Consider the following 19,486-nt stretch of genomic DNA (forward strand, 5'->3'; position numbering starts at 1 on the left):
CGAGCCCGCGCCCTGCAATCCCAATACGAGCACCGCTGGCAGCACGTGAAGCGTCGGCTGGCTCTCGGCGCGCTCCTAGCGCTGGTGGCAGTCGTCTTCGCTTCGACCCTGCTGCTCGCCCTCCGCTAACCGGCACCCGCCTACCGTGTAGGGCTCATTACTTCCATCAGCCCCGTGAACTGGTTGTTGCGCGGTTTCGGATCACGGATGATTGGGGGCCGTGTCGCCTCGACTGCCCTCTCTGATCTTCACTCGCGTGCTCGCGTGGCTTGCCCTGCCCACCTGGTCGCGAGCCGCGCTGAGCTCGGCGAGAGCGCGGAGGAGTTCAGGGTCTTGCCGCGTGATCGCGGTGGGCGGTTCACCGACGCCTTCGACCACGTCCTCGCCGGCGCGGGCATCGAGGTGGTAAAGACCCTGCCGCAATGCCCGCCCGCGAACGCGTACGCGTACGCCGAGCGGTGGATCCGCACCCTGCGCACCGAGCTGACCAACGGATGCCGATCCTCGGCGAGCGCCGTCTGCACCGGGTCCCGGCCGAATACCTGCGCTACCACAACGAGCACCGCGCCCAGCGCGGTCTTGACCTGGCACCATCGCGCCCGCCCGCCGAGATCATCGACCTCGCCGAGCGGCGGCGAATACGCTGCGAACCCGTCCTCGGCGGGATGATCAACGAGCACGAACGAGCCGCCCGACCCGCGAACCTTACCCCTGCATAACGCCAGGTCACGAGCACAGGCAGAGTGGAGAGTCGCTACACGCCGGCGTCAGCCGCCGACAGCGGCGAAGAACCGCCGCAGGCGGGGCTCGTCGGAGCAGTCGAAGATCTCCTCCGGCGGGCCCTGGCGGAGGATCCGGCCGTGGTCCATGAAGACCACCCAGTCGGCCACCTCTCGGGCGAACGCCATCTCGTGGGTGACGACCACCATCGTCGTGCCCTCGGCTGCGAGACCGGCTATCACCCCCAGCACCTCGCCGACCAGTTCCGGGTCGAGCGCGGACGTCGGCTCGTCGAACAGCATCACGCTCGGCGTCATGGCCAGCGCCCGGGCGATCGCGACGCGCTGCTGCTGGCCGCCGGACAGCTGGTGCGGGTACTTGTGCGCGTGGGCGCCGAGACCGACCTTGCCGAGCAGCTCCCGGCCCTGCCGCTCGGCGGCCTTGCGGTCGAGCAGCCGCAGGTGGACGGGGGCGAGGGTGATGTTCCGCAGCACCGAGTGGTGCGGGAAGAGGTTGAATCGCTGGAAGACCATGCCGACGTGGCGCCGCTGCCGGGCCAGTTCCCGGTCCCGGCCTCCCATCGGCTTGCCGTCGATCTCGACGGTTCCGCCGTCGTGCGGCTCCAACTGGTTGAGGGTGCGGATCAGCGTCGTCTTGCCGGAGCCGGACGGGCCGATGACGGCCACCACCTCGCCCCGGTGCACCTCCAGGTCCACGCCGTCCAGGACGCGGGCCGAGCCGTATGACTTGGTCAGGCCGCGGGCACGGACGACCACCTCGCCCTCGTGCGCGGTCCGGGCCCGTCGCGGTGCGCGGGTCGCCGGGACCGCCTCGGAGGGCGTTTCCGCCGGCGCGCCCTCGGCGGTCCTCGTGCCGCGGCGGCGTACGTCCAGCCGGCGTTCGGCCAGCGCCCGGATCCGATCGAAGATCGTGACCAGCAGGACGTAGTAGAGCGCGACGGCGAGCAGGGTCTCCAGGACCAGGAAGTTCTGGGTGTAGAGCCGCTGGCCGACGAGCAGCAGTTCGGCCAGCGAAATGGAGCTGACCAGGGAGGTCAGCTTGAGGATGCTGATGAACTCGTTGCCCAGCGCCGGAAGCGCCACTCGGAACGCCTGAGGGATCACCACATGTCGCTGGACCCCCGAGTACGGCATGCCCAGCGCCTGCGCGGCCTCGCTCTGGTCCTTGCCCACCGACAGCAGCCCGCCCCGGTGGATCTCGGCGATGTACGCGGTCTCGCTCAGCACCATCGCCACCACGCCCGCCACGAACGGGCTGGACAGAAGCGGCTCGAGCTGTGGGAACAGCTGCGGCGAGTTGTACACGAAGATGAGCAGCACCAACAGGGGGAGGCTGCGGAAGAACCAGATGTAGGCGCCGGCCGGCCAGCGCATCAGCCTGCTGCGGGACTGGCGCATCAGGGCCACGAGCAGCCCGAGCACGGTGGAGATCACCCAGGACAGCACCGCCAGCTCGACCACGAGGAGCGCCGCCCGCCACAGGTCGGAGTCGGCGAACAAACTCAGCGTATAGCGCCAGTCGAAGGTGCCCACGGTCAGCTCTCTCCGGCCTCGGATAGGTTGTACTGGCTGAGCAATTTCGCGTAGGCGCCGGACTTCTCCAGCGCGGCCAGTGCCTTGGTGAGCGTGGCCTTGAGCTTGGTGTTGCCCTTCTTGACTGCCAGCCCGGCGGTGACCGGGTAGATGATCGTCGAGCTGGTGATGGTCAGCTTGCCGCTGGTCTTCGTGACGATCGCCTTGGCCACGGCCGCGTCGGTCAGCTGTGCGTCGACCTGGCCGGACAGCAGCGCCTCGGTGGCCTCAGGGTCGGTGTCGAACTCGCGGACGTCGACCGGCTTCGCGCCCTTCGCCGTGCAGGCATCACTCGCCTCACCGCGCAGCTCCTGCACGATCTCGCCGCCCTTGATGACGGCGACCGCCTTGCTGCACAGGTCGGCGGTGGTCTTCGGTCGGAACGAGCCGCCGGTGGCCGCGAGGAGCGAATTGCCGGTGGTGAAGTACGGGATGAAGTCGACCTGCTTGGCCCGTTCGTCGGTGACGTAGAGGTCCGAGGCGATCACGTCGAAACGCCCTGCGCCCAGCCCGGGAATGAGCTGCTCGAATCGGGTGTCGGTGTAGGTGACCCGCAGGCCAGCCTGCTCGGCGAGGGCGCGGGTGACGTCCGGGTCGAAGCCGGCGGGGGTCGTGCCGTTCAGGTAGGCGTACGGGGGATACGTGAGGTCTGAGCCGACGGTCAGGGTGCCGGAGGCGATGGTGCCGTCGGAGCTGGACGCGGATCCGGCGGTGCCGCCCCCGGAGCAGGCCGCGAGCGCGAGTATGGCGCCCGCGGTGGCCAGAGCCACCGCGAGGCGGGCGGCGGTCGTTGAGCGCATGTGTGGTCCTCCCGACCTGGGGTGTACATGGACTGCGCGATTGTTGAACAATGGCTGGCGCAGACGATAGTGGCGGACGCTCGTTTCGTCCACGTAAACTTGCGAAGATCTCTCGGAACAGCCCAAAGAGTGCCTCCTGATACAGGTGTGCTCGACAGCCCCGCCATGGATTGTTCAACAGATTCTGCGCTACGCTATCCGGTATGTCGCAGACCATCGATGGCTCGCCGACCCCGGCGGGACGATCCGCCTCAGTCGCCGACATCTTGCGCGAGTGGATCGTCGAAGGCGTCCTGCTGCCCGGCACACCGCTGCGGGACTCGGTCATGGCCGCCGACTTCGGGGTCTCCCGGAACACTCTGCGCGAGGCGTTCCGCACGTTGCACGACGAGGGCCTGGTGGTGCAGCAGCTGCACAAGGGCACGATGGTCGAGACCCTCGACGCCGCCGACGTGAAGGACATCTTCGTCACCCGGCGGACCCTCGAACTCGCCGCGGTCGAGAACTGCCCGCTCGCCCCCGAGCGGCTGCTCGATGCCCTGGAGGAGAAGGTGGCCGCGGCCGAACACGCCGTGGCCACCGAGGACTGGAAACAGGTCGGCACCGCCAGCCTGCGCTTCCACCAGGCGCTCGTGGCGCTGCTCGGCAGCCGCCGGATGGACGCCTTCTTCCATGTCACCATCGCCCAGCTCCGGCTCGCCTTCGCCGTCATGGCGGACGAGGCCGAGTTCCAAGCCCCGTGGGTGGCCCGCGACCGCGGGATCTGCGATCTGCTGCGGGGCGGGCGCAGCCAGGAGGCCAAGGCCGCCCTGCGGCTCTACCTCGACGACTCAGAACGGCTGGTGCTCGACGCTGTGCGCGCCGCCTCGTCCGCCCGGTCCGCCGCCGCCTCGCGAACGAAAGGTGTCCGATGACTTCCTCGGTAGCCGCCGCCTACCAGGCCACCAAGGGCGGCGTGTTCGACGTCGACCGCGCCTTCTACGACCGCTTTGCGGGCATTGCGCACGAGCTGGTGGACTCCTTCGAGATCCCCATCCGCTCAGGCCGCGCCTGGACCGTCCCGCAGGGTCACCTGTGCCGGATCGTCACCGTTGAGGGCCCCCAGGTCGGCGACCTCAACGTCTGGAGCCTGAACGACCCGCGTGAGCGCATGTGGGCCGCCCGCACCCGCCAACTGCAGCGCGCGCACATCTCCACCTACGACCGCGTCTGGTCCAATCTGCCCTTCCTGCGGCCGTTACTCACCGTCACCGGTGACAGCCTCGCCGGGTACGGCGCGGACGCCGAGGGCGGCCGTGTGCACGACCTGCTGGGCACCCGCTGCGACCCGTACGTCAATCGAATGCTGACCGGCGAGGACTTCGACTTCCACTGCCACTCCAACCTTGTGCGGGCCGTGCTGGCGTACGGCCTCACCGAGTTCGACGTGCACGACGTGTTGAACGTCTTCCAGTGCACCGGGCTCAACGACGAGGACAGTTACTTCATGAAGGCCTGCCCCGCGCAGAAGGGCGACTACTTCGAGTTCTTCGCCGAGACCGACCTGCTGTGCGCGCTGTCCACCTGCCCAGGTGGCGACCTGTCAGTACCGCTCTGGGGCCCGGACGCACGCGATCCGTTGGAGGTGTGCCGCCCGCTGGGCATCGAGGTGTACCGCCCAGAGGCCGGGCTGTTGGAGGGCTGGACGCCGCCCGAGCGGGCCGCGTACGCCAACCTGCACGGGATGCGCCGCCCGGAATGGGCGGACCACGCATGACACCAGCGGGCTCGCCCGAGACCTCGGCCGGTTCGGCATCCGAGTGAACGGCGTCGCCCCCTCCGTGACCCTCGGCGCGGAACACGCCGATCACCCCCGACCCCTGCTGGGTCTCGCGTTTGGCCCTTCACCGCCTGGTTCCGCTCGGCCTGCGCGCGCTCGTCGGCTTCGTGCCGATCTTCTTCGCCCTCCGTTTCGAGCAGATCTCCGCAGTGGGCGCCGCCGGGGCTTCAGCACGCTGCCAGATAGCAGGACCCTGATAACCTAACTGACCCAGTGGCCGCTGGCGAACGCCATGATGTCGAAGATCGCGAGACTGGCGAGGGCGAGCACCGCCGAGTCCCGCCATTGCGGCCGCCGGGAGAGCCAGCGAGTCGCGAGCACCATCATCGGCAGCAGCGGGATCATCGCGTACCGGTAGTACGAGAACATCGACCCCGAAAGAAGCGGGATCAGCGCGGTGCCCACCACGAAGAACCGCAGCGGCCAGCTCAGCCGTCTGATGCACAGCACGGCCAACACCACGACCAGCGCCAGCGCCGCCAGGTAGCCGAACGTGACGATGCCGCCGTAGTTCTTAGTCGGCGGGTCGGCGAGCATCTCGTGGAAGTAGCGCAACGGCCCGCGCAGCACGTTCAAGGTAAAGGTCTGGTCGTTCCAGGAGCCGTGCTTGTACGCGTTCTTGAATCCGAGCAGGTCGTGCTGTGTGATCAGCGTGTACAGCGAGAACAGCCCGATGCCGGCCATGCCGATCGCCGAGCAATACACCGCCCTGAGCCAGTCGCGGCGCAGCAGCAACTCCAGAGCGAGCGTCCCGACGAGCACCACGCCCGGCAGCCGCGTGCCGGTGGCCAGCGCGCAGGCGGCCCCGGCCAGCAGCCAGCGCTCCCGGCGCATCGCCAGCATCGCGGCGAGGCAGGCGAACACGAACAGCGTCTCGGTGAGCGCGCCGAGAAGGAATACGGCGCCCGGGATCAACAGGATCATCAGCGGCGCGAGCTCGGTCTCCCGGCCGTCGCCCGGTTCGTCCCGCCGCACCAGCTTCATGAAGATCACGACGGTCGGGAACAGCAGCAGCCGGTTGATCACAATCCCGGCCAACAGGTACCGGCCGCCGAGCGGGATCCCGACGATGTGGATGAGCAGCGGATACGCGGGGAAGAACGCGTCCAGGTTGGACACGTGCGGGCCGTAGCCCTGGCTGCCCAGCAGCGCGTACCAGCTCCCGTCCCAGCGGACCCAGATCGCCTCGAAGTGGCTCAGGTGTTCGCCGGGGAGCAGTTGGCTCGCAACGGCCGCGGTGGTATCGCTCTTGTTCGGCTGGATCAGCAGCGAGCCCGCCCAGCCGACGATCTCGCTGACAAGCTCCCAGACGAGGGTCAGCACGAGTGCGCGCCGCACGTCGCTGCCGAGCGGGAGTGCCCTTGGCGGTCGGTGAGACAACCGTCCCCGCGATGGCCCGTCGCTCGTCCGGGGTGCCGTGGCGACAGCGGCCTGGTCACCTTCGAACATAAGTGGCTGCCCGTTTCCTAAGTGAGAATCGCCAGAGCGTGCCTTGGTAGGTCGGCCGAACCCGCAGCAGCCTCTCCATCCCGATGGGCGGTGCGCCTGTGCCCGTGTGGTACCCGGGAACCTACAATATGGGGCAATCCGGGCGTCCGCGATCGTGCGACGGGTGCCGATCGTGTTCTTGTGCCCGCTCGCGCCCGGCACGACCACCGCGATGATCATCCCGGCGGCGTCGGCGGCCATGCCGTGCCTGCCGGCGGCCTCGCCGGGTGGGAGACGCCTAGCTGTGGCGGGTGTGCTGCGTGATTCCTGTGGATTTGATCGAGGGCCGGGTGAAGGGGATTGCCTCGGCGGATCGGGCCGCCACCTGGGACCGGGGCCGAAAAGGCCGATTTTGGTCCGTTTGGGGGTCTTCGAAGCTGAGCGGCGCTGAGGTATCCGCAGCGGTGTCGTCCACTCTGAGCGAACGAGTCCCGTGGTGGCCTCGTGGTGGGGGAGGGGCAACGACATCATGAGCGAGGGTTGGTCGCGACGACGCGAACAGACACGTGAGCGTCGGCCTCCACAGCCCGGGTGGCGACGGACGGCTTCGTGGCACGGATCCAACACCGCCAACACTCGCTTATGCGCCACCGAACATCCCCGCGCTGGAAGCCCGCGACAGCAAACCTCGAACCGTCCCGCCCGCAGATGCGGGTCAGGTCATTTCCGGCTGGCCATCACGGTGGTCCGGTCTGTTGAGTGGCAGGTGTAGGCGGCGGGGTCGAAGCGGTTGAGCCGGTTTTTGAGGCTGCCGGTGGACCAGGGCCAGCAGAAGGTGTTGCGTCCGCCGGGGCCTAGGTAGTAACTCGTGCAGCCGCCGGTGTTGTACACGGTGGTGCGTAGAGCTTCCTGCAGGGCCGTGTTGTACTGCGTCTGGGCGGTCGGTTTCACGTCGAGCCAGTCGTAGCTGCCGCTGGTCAGGTGTGTCAGTGCGCTGCTGAGGTAGTTCAGCTGGGCTTCCAGGACGGTGATGGCGGAGGCCGCGCCGGAAAGCACGTTGGGTCCCAGTAGCAGGAAGAGGTTGGGGAAGCCGGCGACGCTGGTGCCCAGGTATGCCTCGGGTTCTTCGCCCCAGGTCTCGTGGAGTGAACGGCCGTCGGTACCGTAGGTATCAGGGGCCAGGGGTAGCTGGCCGATGTGGAAACCTGTGGCGAAGATGAGGACATCGGCCTCGACGCTGGTGCCGTCCGCGCCGATCACCCTGTCCTCCCGTACTGCGGTGACGGCGGTCGGATGCAGGTGGACGTGCGGCCGGGCGAGTGCCGGATAGTAGGTGCTGGAGGTCAGCAGGCGCTTGCAGCCAAGGCGATGGTCCGGCGTGAGCGCGTGGCGCAGTTGCGGGTCGCGTATTGCCAGGCGCAGGTGGGCATGGGCTGCGGCCTGTATCGGGGCTATCAGCCGGGGGTGGCGCAGGGCGTAGCCGAGGCCTTCCTGCATCCAGTATTGAGAGCTGCGCATGGCGCGTTGGGCGCCCGGGATATGGCGCATCGTCCAGCCGAGTGTCCCGGGAACCGGGAGGTCGGGTTTCGGCAACAGCCATTGGGCGGTGCGCTGGAAGACATGGACGGCGTCGGCCTCCGCCTGAATTTCCGGGACGAGTTGGATCGCCGAGGCGCCGCTACCGACTACGGCCACGCGGGCTCCGGCAAGGCTCGCAGCGTGATCCCACTGCGCGGTGTGGAACACTCGTCCGGCGAACTCGCCTAGCCCCGGCAGATCCGGAAGCAGCGGCCGGTGCCAAGGCCCTGTGGCCAGGACCAGCGCGGTCGCGCTGTAAGGGCCGTCGGTGGTCTCCAGGCGCCAGCGCGCGGCAGGCTCGTCCCACCAGGCCCGCAGAACATCGACCCCGCACCGCAGGACCTCGCCGACCCCGTACCGGTCCGCGGTCGCCCGCAGGTAGTCGTGGATCTCCCGCTGCCCGGCGAAGACCCTGCTCCACCGGGGGTTGGGCGCGAACGAGTACGAATACAACGAAGACGGCACATCGCACGCGCAGCCCGGGTAGGTGTTCTCCCGCCACACGCCCCCGAGCTGCCCGGCCTTCTCCAGCACCAGCACGTCACCCAGGCCCTCCTGGCGCAGCCGGATGGCGGCACCGATGCCGGAGAACCCCGCGCCGACCACCACGACCTGCACATCCCGGCGATACCGGTCGCCTCCCGGCTGCATCGGAAGTGGCATGTGCACCTGACTCGCGACCCGCACGTCATCGCCGGCGTCGATCGAGGACACGAGATTCGCGTCGCCGGCCAGGGGCATGGACAACCTCCGAGAGCTGGGAGACAGGCTGGCAGGGCGCCGCCCGGACACCTGGCCGGCGGGCCTTCAAGCATCATCGAACCCGGAGTTACCCCGCCACAATCGCTCGGACGGGTGACGATCTGCCCGTTGCGGAAACAGCCGGGCGGCCGGCCTCGAGGATGTTCGCTGCGTATTCCGCGCCGGCGTCGAACAGGATGGGCCCGTTGCGCACGATCGGGCCGAGCCGCTGAAGACGAACGATCTAGCGCTGGCCAGTCAACCGTGCATCCAATAGGATCCCGCAGCGATCGGTGTTGCAGACCCACACTGCCACTCGCGAAGGAAGCACCATGCGCAGCTGGAAGTCCGTTGTGCTCACACTTGCCTGTGTGGCGGCGTCCGTAGCGGCCGGTCCGGCTCAGCCGGCCTCCGCCGCCGCTCCGCTCACCCTCTACGTCGCCCCCTACGGTCGCGGCTCGGCCTGCTCGCAGCCGTCGCCGTGCTCGATCGACGCGGCGCAGGGCAGGGTCAGATCGCTGACCCGCTCGATGAGCGATGACATCGTTGTCCAGCTCGCCGGAGGCACCTACCGGCTGGCCAGGACGCTGAGTTTCACCGCGGCGGACTCGGGGACCGGCGGCCATCAGGTGATCTGGCAGGCGGCGCCCGGCGCGCATCCGGTGCTCAGCGGCGGGCGGCAGGTCACCGGCTGGCAGTTGGTGGACGCCGCGACCGGGCTCTGGTCCGCGCCGGTGACCGGCTCGACCCGTCAGCTGTACCTCAACGGCACGCGCGTCCCCGTCGCACAGGGAACCGCGCCGGTCGCGCTCACCCAGACCAAGACCGGCTTCACCGCCGCCGACAGCAGCTACGCCGGCTGGCGCGACCCGTCAGGCATCGAGTTCGTCTTCACCGGCGGCAACGGCTCCTGGACCCAGAGCCGTTGCCGCGTGGCGGGCATTCAGGGCACGCAGATCACGATGCAGCAGCCGTGCTGGGACAACGTCACCGACCGGCCGACGCCGCCGATCCAGGCCGCGGACGGCGCGAACTTCCCCGACCTTTCCAGCACGGCGGTCCCGACCAGCGTCGAGGACGCGTACGAGCTCCTGCACCCGGGGCAGTGGTACCTGGACGGCACGCAGCACCGGCTCTACTACCAGGCGACCGCCGGCCAGAACCTCGACCGGGACGACGTCGAGATGCCGGTGCTCCAGACGCTCGTCAGCGGCGACGGCACGCTCGACCAGCCGGTGCACAACCTGACCCTCAGCGGCCTGACCTTCGCCTACGCGACCTGGCTCGACCCGAGCGGCCCCAGCGGTTTCTCCGAGGTGCAGGCGAACCTGCGGATCGTCGGCGACCAGCAGACCCAGCCGACAGGTACGTGCACTTACACCGTTCCGGCCGGAACCTGCCCGTTCGGCTCCTACGCCCAGGAACCCGCCGCGGTGACCTGGCGCGCGGCCCAGGACGTGACCGTCGAGAACAGCACCTTCACGCATCTCGGTGCGGCCGGCCTCGCGTTCGCCTACGGCAGCCAGCACAACCTCGTCCAGGGCAATGAGCTCACCGACATCTCGGGCATCGGCATCGAGCTCGGCAGCAGCAACGATCCGGAGCCCTCGGACGTCGGCGCGGACAACCGGGAAATCAACCTCGGCAACACCATCGCGGACAACTACATCCACGACATCGGCGCCGAGTACGCCGGAGCCGACGGCATTCTGCTGTTCTTCACCCAGCAGACCACTGTCACGCACAATGACATCTGGGACGTGCCCTGGGACGGCATCGACAGCGGCGCGGTCGAGGGGCACCTCGACGGTCCGGGCCATCAGGACCTCACCACGAACATCGACTCCGACAACACCATCTCGGACAATCTGATCTACGACTACCACTCGGTGCTGTCCGACGGCGGAGCGATCTATCTGGAGGGCCACCAGGGCCAGACCATCCTCAACGCCGACGGAAGCATCAATGAGGACGCGAGCTTCCAGCACGGCACCATGGTCACGGGCAATGTGGTCTTCGACGACCTCCACGGCGGACTGACCCTCTACGACGACATCGGCAGCGAGTGGATCACCTGGCAGAACAATGTCGAGTTCGGCAACGGTGCGGGCAACGGCGGGTGCCTGCCGATCGGGCACATCCGGTTCATCGACAACTACCACGCCGACCAGATCGCGGTGTGGCCCTGTAGCCCGGTGCCGATCGATCTCCAGTACTCAGGCAATACCCAACTGCCGCTCCACCTGACGCCCGCGAGCATGCCCGCCGACATCCTGAGCGCCGCCGGACTGCAGCAGCCGTACCAATACCTGACCGCGTCGGCCGCGCCCGTTGTCACGAGGATCAGCCCGATGAGCGACCCGGCGAGCACGCCGACCCCGGTGATCATCACAGGGAACGGATTCACCCCGGACAGTTCGGTCTCCTTCGGGGGCGCGCCGGCTTCGTCGACCACTGTGCTCTCCCCGGCGTTCATCCTCGCGACCGTTCCCGCCGGTGCCGAGGTCGCCGAGGCGACGGTCCATACGTCCGCCGGCCTCGGCTCGGGGCCCTCCGGCCTGCCGCTGCGCGCGGTCACCGCGGACTCGATGGACGACGAGGCCTACTGGAACACCAGCTTCACCCCGTACAACGTGGTGGACGGCAACCTCAACTCGTTCTGGTCCTCGGCCGCCACCGCCATGCCGCACTATGTGCAGGTCCAGTTCAGCCAGCCGATCACGATCAGCAAGGTGGTCGTGCGGACGCGACGTCTGGACACGATGACGATCACCGACGCCTCGGTCGGCGTGTCGGTCGGCGGCGGGACCCTCGAGCAGGTGGGGGCGGTCAGTGGCAACGCGGCGCAGGACATCCCGTTCACGCTGTCCGCCCCGACGAGCGTCGATACGGTGCGGGTCCAGGTTGACGCGGAGACCGTCAACGGCTCGAGCAGACTCAACGCGGACATCGCTCAGATCGACTTCTACGACGCGAACGGCAACCTGATCGGGAATCCCTCGCTGGTGCGGTGACCGCTCCGACGGGTCTGAGGCTACTACGAGCGGTGTCGGGACGAGCGATTCAGATGGCGAGGCACAGGCGGAAGGCGTCGTAGACGGCGGCGTGGACGTTGCGGCTGGTGACGGCGTCGCCGATGCGGAACAGTTGGTAGCCGCCCGCTTCGTTGCGCATGACCGCCTGACGCCGCAGATCGAGTAGCGCCGTGAGGTCCACCTCGCCGAGATTGGTCGAGCCGGGCAGCAGGCCGAAATAGATCTCGTCGTTCGGCATGGTGCCCAGCTCGGCGACGACGTGGTCGACGATGCGTTCGGTCACGCGGTCGGCGGCCTCGCTGTAGAGCAGAACTCTGAGCCGGCCGTCCGGCAGCTTCTCGACCGCGCGCAGTTCGTGCAGCAGTGTGGTGCGGGTATCGGTCTCGGCGAAGACCTTCGCGTACAGCGGGTAGTTGATGCCGCCGATGTCGGGCCCGAGGATCCGCTCCGGGGTGACGTATTCCAACCGCGCGCCCGCCTCGATCAACGCGCGGGCGGCGTCGAGTCCGGCGTGGCCGCCGTTGTCGTCGAAGAACAGCACGTCGCCGCGTGGCGCCTTCGCGCCGGAGAGCACGTCCCAGCCCTCGATCACGTGCCTGGCCCCGGCGCCGAGACCGAGATTGGCGGTGTCGGGTATACCGCCGGTGGCCACGATCACGACGTCGGGCTCGTAGCCGAGTACGGTCTGCTCGTCGGCGAAGGTGTTGCAGCGGACCTTGACGTCAAGGCCTTCGAACTCGGCAACGCGCCAGTCCACGATGCCTATCAGCTCTCTGCGTGCCGGGGCGCGACTGGCGAGCAGAAGTTGGCCGCCCGGCGTGTCCGCGGCCTCAAGCAGCGTGACGGCATGGCCGCGCTCGCCGAGCACCCGCGCGGCCTCCAGGCCCGCCGGTCCCGCCCCGACCACGACGACGCGCTTGGTGGCGTTTTCGGTGCGGGTGACGGTGTGCGGCAGTTGCAGCTCGCGTCCGGTGGACGGGTTGTGGATGCACTTCGTGTCGCCGCCCTGATAGATCGCGTCGAGACAGTATCCGGCTCCGACACAGGGCCGGATGCGGTGTTCCTGCCCGGCCGCGATCTTCGAGGCGAGGTGCGGGTCCGCCAACTGGGCGCGGGTCATGCCGATCAGGTCGACGAGCCCGTTGGCCACGGCGTGCCGTGCGGTGGCGACGTCGGCGATGCGCGAGGCGTGCATGACCGGGATGCCCAGCTCGCGGCGGACCTGGCCGACGAAGTCGAGGTGCGGCGCGGACGGAGTGCCGGTCGGCGGGATCACCTTGGCCAGTCCCGCGTCCGTGTCGATGTGGCCGCGGATGACGCTGAGAAAGTCGATTCCCTCGGCCGCCAGTCGGCGCATCGCTTCCATCCCCTCGGCCGCCGACAGGCCGCCGGGCAGCAGTTCGTCGACCGCGGGACGAAGCCCGACGATGAAGTCCGGCCCCACCGCGTCACGGATCGCCCGCACGACCATCCGCGGAAAGCGGAGCCGGTTCTCCAGCGAGCCGCCCCACTCGTCGGTACGCAGGTTGGTGGCGGGGGAGAGGAATCCGTCGAACAGGTGGCCGTACGCCTCGATCTCGATTCCGTCCATGCCGCCGGCCGCGCAGCGCGCCGCCGCCTGTGCGTACGCCGCGGCGATCCGGGTCAGATCCCACTCTTCGGCCTGCTTGGGCACCGCGCGGTGCGCGCGCTCCTTGAGCGGCGAGGCGGCGACCAGCGGCAGCCAGTCCCCGCTGTAGTTGCTCGTCCGGCGGCCGAGGTGGGTGATCTGGCACATGACGTAGGCGCCGTGTTCGTGTACCGCCTCGGCGACGCGGCCGAGCCAGGGCACGATCTCGTCCTTGTACAGGTGCAGATTCCCGAACGACGGCGGGCTGTCGGGGGCGACGATCGCGCTGCCGCCGATCATCGTCAAGGCCGCGCCGCCCTTGGCCTTCTCCGCGTGGTAGAGCGCGTAACGCCGCTTGGGCATCCCGTCCTCGGCATACGCGGGCTCGTGCGAGGTGCTCACGATCCTGTTGCGCAGCCGCAGATGCCTGAGGTCGAAGGGCTGCATGAGCGGGTCGGCGGCACGGTGGTTCACGGCGACTCCCGGGGCTCGGCGCGAAGAGGCGTTAACGAAATGGAAACGGGGTATTGACCCCGGCGACTCGTACAGACGTACAGTTCATTCGTACAGCCGAAAGATTAGCAACCCATCGCGGTCAGGGGAATGGTCATGACAGACCACCAGCACGGCGGTACAGCTGATATTGACAACAATGTTCTGATGAATGGTGCGGCGGACGGGCCAGGACGCGGGTCAGGGCTCTCCCGGCGGACGCTGCTCGGCGCCGCGGCGATCGCCGCCCCGCTCGGCCTCGGCCTCGCGGCCTGCGGTTCCGCGAGCTCGGGCGCGAGCGCCGAGGCCACCGCGTCCACCGGCACCGCGGCCAAGGGCGGCTCGATGCGCATCGCGCGGCCGCCGGCCTCCAGCGCCGAATCGCTCGACCCGGCCAGCTCGCTCTCCGCCTACGAATACCTCGGCGCGCTCTACAACCGCCTCGTGAAGCAGGCCGAGGACGGCTCCGTGCTGCCGGACCTGGCCACCTCCTGGGAGTCCAGCGCGGACAGCACGACCTGGACCTTCGCCCTGCGCAAGGGCGTGACCTTCCACAACGGCAAGGCCTTCACCTCCGCCGACGCCGCGTACACGCTCGCGCACATCCTCGACCCCAAGATCGAGTCGCCGCAGGCGGCCGTCCTCTCGCCGTTCCTGTCCGCCTCGGGCATATCCACCCCGGACGCCGGCACCCTCGTGGTCAAGCTGAGCTCTCCGAACGCCGAGTTCCCCAGCCTGCTGATGAACTACAACTGCTACGTCATCCCGGACGGCTCGGCCAAGACGATCGGCAGCACCGGCATCGGCACCGGCCCGTTCAAGCTCAAGTCCTTCGTGCCCGCCGGGCAGGGCACGGTCCTGGCGAACAAGAACCACTTCGGCGGAGCCCCGATCCTCGACTCGATCGTGTTCACCGCGATCGCCGACATCCAGGCCCGTGTCAACGCGTTGCTCGCCGGGCAGGTCGATCTCATCGCGCAGACCAACATCGACTACGCGACCAGCAAGACGGTCACGGCCTCCAGTATCGCGACCACCGCGACCGTGAAGAACGCCGAGTGGTACGTGATGCCGATGCTCACCAAGGCCTCCCCCTTCACCGACGTCAACGTGCGCGAGGCCTTCAAGATCGCGTATCAGCCCACGGATCTGCTCGACCTCGCGCTGCACGGCCGCGGGACCGTCGCCAACAACAACCCGGTGCCTCCGTCCGACGCCAACTACCTCGACTACAAGGTCGCCCCGGACCCGGACAAGGCCAAGTCGCTGCTCAAGACGGCCGGACTGTCCGCCACGCAGCAGCTCTACACCTCCAGCTACGACGCGGTGCTCACCCCGCTGGCGCTCGCGTATCAGTCCTCGGTCAAGAACGCCGGGCTGAACATCAGTATCCAGACGGCGTCGGCGGACTCGTACTTCACGGACGTGTGGATGCAGAAGCCGTTCTGCGTCTCGTACTGGTACACCGGCCGCCCGGTCGACCAGCTGCTCAACCAGATCTTCCGCGCGGGCTCCTCGTACAACGAGACCACCTGGTCCGACGCCCAGTTCGGCTCGGTCCTCGACGCCGCGCGCAAGGAGTCCGACGCCGCCAAGCGCAAGCAGCACTATCAGGACGCGCAGAAGATCCTCGTCGACCGCAGCGGTTCGATCGTGCCCTTCTTCGCGGATCGCACGACCGGGCTGAGCAAGAAGGTCGTCAACTACAAGGAATACGGCTTCGAATTCGACTACCTGCACATCGGCTTCGCGGCGTGACCGGGACGACCATGCTGCTGAAGACGATCGGACGCAGGCTCGCGTACTCGGTGCTGACCGTGTGGCTCGCGACGCTCCTGGTCTTCGTCGCGCTCCAGGCCCTGCCGGGCAACCTGGCGCAGCAGCTGCTCGGTCAGAACGCCACGCCCGCGGCCGTGGCGCGGCTCGACGCGTCGCTGGGCCTGGACCGCCCGGCCTGGCGGCGCTACCTGGACTGGCTCGGCGGCGCCGTGCACGGAGATTTCGGCCGCTCCCTGGTCTCCGGCCAGCCGGTGCTGAGCGAGGCGGGCGGCTATCTGCGGAACACGGCGCTGCTGGCCGGGATCGTGATCCTCGCCGGGATCACCCTCTCGCTGGTGCTCGGCGTGGTCGCGGGCCTGACCCGGGACCGCTGGCCGGACCTGGCGATCTCCGGCTTCGCGCTGCTCGGCATGAGCGTGCCGGAGTTCACCGTGGCCACGGTGCTCGTGCTCGGCTTCGCGATCGACCTGCAGTGGTTCCCGGCCGTCGTCACGGCGGGGCCGACCGCCTCGATCGGCCAGCTGCTGCCGGCCGTATGGCTGCCCGCCGCGTCGCTGACCGTGGTCATGGCCGCCTACATCATCAGGATGATGCGAACCAGCGTGATCGACGTGCTGTCCGCCGAGTACGTGACGCTGGCCCGGATCCGCGGCCTGTCGTCTCGCCGGGTGCTGTTCCGGCACGCGCTGCCGAACGCGCTGCTGCCGACCCTCAACGTCATCGCCGTCAACATCGCCTGGCTGGTCGGCGGCGTGGTGGTGGTCGAGAGCGTCTTCAACTATCCCGGAATCGGGACCCTGATGATCCAGGCCGTGCACAACCGCGATCTGCCGCTGCTGCAGTTCATCGCCGTGTTCGGCGCCGCGACCTTCGTCGTGTGCAACCTGCTGGCCGACCTCGCCTCGGTCTACCTCAACCCGCGGCTGCGCACCCCGGGACGTGCCGGATGACGAATCTCACTGTGCATGCGAGCAATGCGCGTACCCGCGCGCGCCGCATCGCCCTGCCCACCCGGCCGAGCCTGCTCGCCGGCCTGTTCCTGGTCGGGCTCAACGTGGTCGTGGCGCTGGCCGCGCCGCTGCTGGCCCCCTATCCGCCGACCCAGCCGAGTGCGCTCGACGCCATCGAGGGCTCGTCCTCCGCGCACTGGCTCGGCACCGATCAGCTCGGCCGCGACGTGCTCTCCCGGGTGCTGTACGGCGGTCGGTACGCGATGCTCATCAGCCTGAGCGCCGCGGTGCTCACCGTCGTGTTCGGCACGGTCCTCGGCTGCCTGACCGCCTACCGGCGCGGCTGGTTCGACGAGGTGCTGATGCGGATCCTCGACTCGGTGCTCTCGGTTCCGGCGATCCTCGCGCTGCTGGTGGTCGTCACCGCGCTCGGCTCCGGCGCGCCGGTGATCATCCTCGCGGCCACCATCGTCTACTGCCCGGCGCTGATCCGCGTGGTGCGCGCCGCGGCGCTGTCCGTCGTCGGCCTCGACTACGTGACCGCGGCGCGCGCCCGCGGCGAGGGCTTCTGGCCGATCATGGCCAGGGAGATCTGGCCGAACATCCTCGACGTGGTGCTCGTCGAGTTCGCCATGCGCGCCTCGTGGATCATGCTGCTCGTCAGCTCCCTGTCGTTCCTCGGCTTCGGCGCCAACCCGCCGACGCCCGACTGGGGCCTGATGGTCTCGGAGAACCGCAGCCTGCTGACGGTCGTGCCGCTGGCCACGATCGCCCCCATCGTCGCGCTCGCCACGCTCATCGTCGGGCTCAACCTGGCCGCCGACGGCTTCGCGAAGGCGCGCGGCATCGACCGGATCACCGGAGGACTGCGATGAGCGTCGTCACCGAGGAACGCACCGGAGTCCTCGCCGAGGTCAGCGGCCTGTCGATCGCCTACCGCCACGGCGGGCGCGAGATCCCGGTGCTGCGCGACGTGTCGCTGAGCCTGCGCGCGGGCGAGGCGTTGGCGGTCGTCGGCGAGTCCGGCTGCGGCAAGTCAACCCTGGCCTCGGCGCTGGTCGGGCAGCTGCGCGGCGGCTCCCGGGTGACCGGAGGCAGCGTGCGGATCGCCGGCCGGGACATCCTCGCGGGCGACGCGCGGACCGTCAGGACTCTGCGCCGGCAGCAGATCGGCTTCGTGCCGCAGAACGCCGGGCACTCGCTCACCCCGTCGATGCGGGTCGGCGCGCAGGTCGGCGAGGTGCTGCGGGCGACGCGCGGAATGGACAAGCGCGGCGCGCGCGCAGAAGCCGTCCGGCTGCTCGCCCAGGTCCGCCTGCCCGAGCCGGACAAGCTCGTCGACCGCTACCCGCACCAGCTGTCCGGCGGCCAGCAGCAGCGCGTCGCCGTCGCCCTCGCGCTCGCCGGGCAGCCGCGCCTGCTCGTACTCGACGAACCGACCACCGGGCTCGACGTCGTGACCCAGGCCGGTGTTCTCGCGCTGTTCGGCAGCCTGCGCGCGGCACTCGGCATCTCCCTCGTGATGGTCAGCCACGACCTCGGTGCCGTGTCAGCGGTCTGTGAGCGCATCGCCGTGATGTACGCGGGCCGGGTCGTCGAGACCGGCGATACGCGGGCCGCGTTCCGGCTTCCCGCGCATCCGTATACCCGAGGCCTGCTGTCCAGCGTCGCACGGATCGCCGTGCCCGGACTGCCGGCCGGGATGCCCGGCTCGGTGGCCGACGCGCAGGAGGCCTCCGGCTGCGCGTTCGCACCGCGCTGCGAGTTCGCGCAGGACGCGTGCACCACGGGCGCCGCGCCGCGACTCGCGCCGGTCGTCGACGGCGCCGCCGCGGACACGCCTCGGTTCTCCGCCTGCCTGCGTCAATCCGAGGTGCTCGCCGCGCCCGCCTGGGAGGCTCGAGTCCGTCCGCCGCAGCCGCGCGAGCTCGACGAGCCGCTGCTTCAGATCAAGGGCCTGACAGTCGACTACCGGCGCCGACCGGACCCGCGGACCGGACCGACCGTGCACGACGTGGATCTCACGGTGCGTCGCGGCGAGGTCGTCGCGCTGGTCGGGGAGAGCGGCAGCGGCAAGTCCACCATCGCGTGGACGATCGCCGGGCTGCGCCGGCCGACGTCCGGCGAGATCGTCCTGCGCGGCTCGGAGGAGAACGCCGAGGCACCCGCCGATCTCACCAGGAGCGCCGCGCGCCGCGACCCGGCGGCACGCCGCAAGGTGCAGCTCGTCTTCCAGAACGCCGGCACCTCGCTCAATCCGCGCCGCACCGTCGGCGACGCCGTGCTGCGCCCGCTGCGCCTGCGCGGGCTGCGCGGCGAGCAGGCCCGCGAGGAGCGGGACCGGGTGTTCGCGGACGTCGGGCTCGAACCCGGTCACGCCGATCGCTTTCCGGCGCAGCTTTCGGGCGGCCAGCAGCAGCGCGTCGGCATCGCCCGGGCGCTCGCCGGCGGGCCGGCGCTCGTGCTGGCCGACGAGGTCGTATCAGCCCTCGATGTCTCCCTGCAGGCCTCCGTGCTCCGGCTGCTCGACGACCTGCGCGACGAGCATGAACTCGGCTACCTGTTCATCAGCCACGACCTGGCCGTGGTGCGCGCGCTCGCCGACCGCGTCGTCGTGCTCTACCTCGGCCGGGTCTGCGAGGAAGGGCCGATCGAGCGCGTCTTCGGCGAGACGAACCACCCGTACACTCGACTGCTGATGGACTCGGCGCTGGCCACCGAACCCGGAGCGCACGAGCAGCTGACCGGCTCGGACGGCGAGCCGGAGAGCGCGCCTCCCGCGGCAGGCTGCGCGTTCCGCAACCGCTGCGCCGAGCACATCGACGGGCTCTGCGACCGTGAGACGCCGCCCTGGCAGGAACTCGGCGAGGGACATCGCATCCGTTGCCACGTGCCCGTCGAGATCGGAGCGCGTCCGTGAACGACGTGAGCGACGTGGCCGAG

13 protein-coding genes are annotated in these 19,486 nt (G+C 69.3%); 8 read left to right on the forward strand and 5 right to left on the reverse strand.

The annotated features are described in order from the left end of the window. Positions 1 to 333 precede the first annotated feature (333 nt). A complete protein-coding gene (locus VG296_RS00005; RefSeq protein WP_325561621.1) occupies positions 334 to 669 on the forward strand; it encodes a hypothetical protein in 336 nt (111 codons plus the stop codon). A gap of 98 nt (positions 670 to 767) precedes the next feature. Here the strand turns inward: VG296_RS00005 and VG296_RS00010 are convergent, their stop codons facing one another. Both VG296_RS00010 and VG296_RS00015 read right to left on the reverse strand, forming a co-directional pair. Then, complete coding sequence (locus VG296_RS00010; protein ID WP_325561623.1) at positions 768 to 2,273, reverse strand: amino acid ABC transporter permease/ATP-binding protein; 1,506 nt, start codon at positions 2,271 to 2,273, stop codon at positions 768 to 770. Between the two features lie 2 nt (positions 2,274 to 2,275). After that, positions 2,276 to 3,112, reverse strand: a complete 837-nt coding sequence (locus VG296_RS00015; protein WP_325561625.1) for an ABC transporter substrate-binding protein — start codon at positions 3,110 to 3,112, stop codon at positions 2,276 to 2,278. 203 nt (positions 3,113 to 3,315) lie between these two features. Here VG296_RS00015 and VG296_RS00020 point away from each other — a divergent pair, with 203 nt between their 5' ends. Together VG296_RS00020 and VG296_RS00025 are read left to right on the forward strand one after the other, a co-directional pair. Then, positions 3,316 to 4,026 (forward strand): GntR family transcriptional regulator, encoded by a 711-nt coding sequence (locus tag VG296_RS00020; RefSeq protein WP_325561627.1) that lies wholly within the window; start codon positions 3,316 to 3,318, stop codon positions 4,024 to 4,026. Next, positions 4,023 to 4,868 (forward strand): urea carboxylase-associated family protein, encoded by an 846-nt coding sequence (locus tag VG296_RS00025; RefSeq protein ID WP_325561629.1) that lies wholly within the window; start codon positions 4,023 to 4,025, stop codon positions 4,866 to 4,868. Before VG296_RS00020 ends, VG296_RS00025 begins: the two co-directional genes overlap by 4 nt. Positions 4,869 to 5,132: 264 nt before the next feature. Here VG296_RS00025 and VG296_RS00030 read toward each other — a convergent pair whose 3' ends face one another. Both VG296_RS00030 and VG296_RS00035 read right to left on the reverse strand, forming a co-directional pair. Then, the gene (locus VG296_RS00030) at positions 5,133 to 6,269 is read right to left on the reverse strand and encodes a hypothetical protein (protein ID WP_325561631.1); all 1,137 of its coding nucleotides are present in this window, start codon (positions 6,267 to 6,269) and stop codon (positions 5,133 to 5,135) included. Between the two features lie 810 nt (positions 6,270 to 7,079). Then, positions 7,080 to 8,678 carry an NAD(P)/FAD-dependent oxidoreductase gene (locus VG296_RS00035; protein WP_325561633.1) on the reverse strand — a complete coding sequence of 533 codons (1,599 nt, stop codon included), beginning with the start codon at positions 8,676 to 8,678 and terminating at the stop codon, positions 7,080 to 7,082. Between the two features lie 371 nt (positions 8,679 to 9,049). Here VG296_RS00035 and VG296_RS00040 point away from each other — a divergent pair, with 371 nt between their 5' ends. After that, positions 9,050 to 11,692, forward strand: coding sequence for a right-handed parallel beta-helix repeat-containing protein (locus VG296_RS00040; protein WP_325561635.1), 2,643 nt, complete (start codon positions 9,050 to 9,052; stop codon positions 11,690 to 11,692). Between the two features lie 49 nt (positions 11,693 to 11,741). Here VG296_RS00040 and VG296_RS00045 read toward each other — a convergent pair whose 3' ends face one another. Further along, positions 11,742 to 13,796 carry an FAD-dependent oxidoreductase gene (locus tag VG296_RS00045; RefSeq protein WP_325561637.1) on the reverse strand — a complete coding sequence of 685 codons (2,055 nt, stop codon included), beginning with the start codon at positions 13,794 to 13,796 and terminating at the stop codon, positions 11,742 to 11,744. Between the two features lie 186 nt (positions 13,797 to 13,982). Here VG296_RS00045 and VG296_RS00050 point away from each other — a divergent pair, with 186 nt between their 5' ends. From VG296_RS00050 to VG296_RS00065, 4 genes are read left to right on the forward strand one after another with little or no spacing between them, the layout of a single operon-like run. Continuing rightward, complete coding sequence (locus tag VG296_RS00050) at positions 13,983 to 15,572, forward strand: ABC transporter substrate-binding protein (RefSeq protein ID WP_325561639.1); 1,590 nt, start codon at positions 13,983 to 13,985, stop codon at positions 15,570 to 15,572. Between the two features lie 14 nt (positions 15,573 to 15,586). Next, positions 15,587 to 16,543, forward strand: a complete 957-nt coding sequence (locus VG296_RS00055) for an ABC transporter permease (protein WP_349259405.1) — start codon at positions 15,587 to 15,589, stop codon at positions 16,541 to 16,543. After that, positions 16,540 to 17,418 (forward strand): ABC transporter permease, encoded by an 879-nt coding sequence (locus VG296_RS00060; protein ID WP_325561643.1) that lies wholly within the window; start codon positions 16,540 to 16,542, stop codon positions 17,416 to 17,418. Before VG296_RS00055 ends, VG296_RS00060 begins: the two co-directional genes overlap by 4 nt. Beyond that, on the forward strand, positions 17,415 to 19,463 hold the full coding sequence (locus VG296_RS00065; RefSeq protein WP_325561645.1) for a dipeptide ABC transporter ATP-binding protein: 2,049 nt from the start codon (positions 17,415 to 17,417) through the stop codon (positions 19,461 to 19,463). Before VG296_RS00060 ends, VG296_RS00065 begins: the two co-directional genes overlap by 4 nt. Positions 19,464 to 19,486 lie beyond the last annotated feature (23 nt).

This window comes from Actinospica sp., assembly GCF_035552695.1.
GTDB lineage: Bacteria > Actinomycetota > Actinomycetes > Streptomycetales > Catenulisporaceae > Actinospica.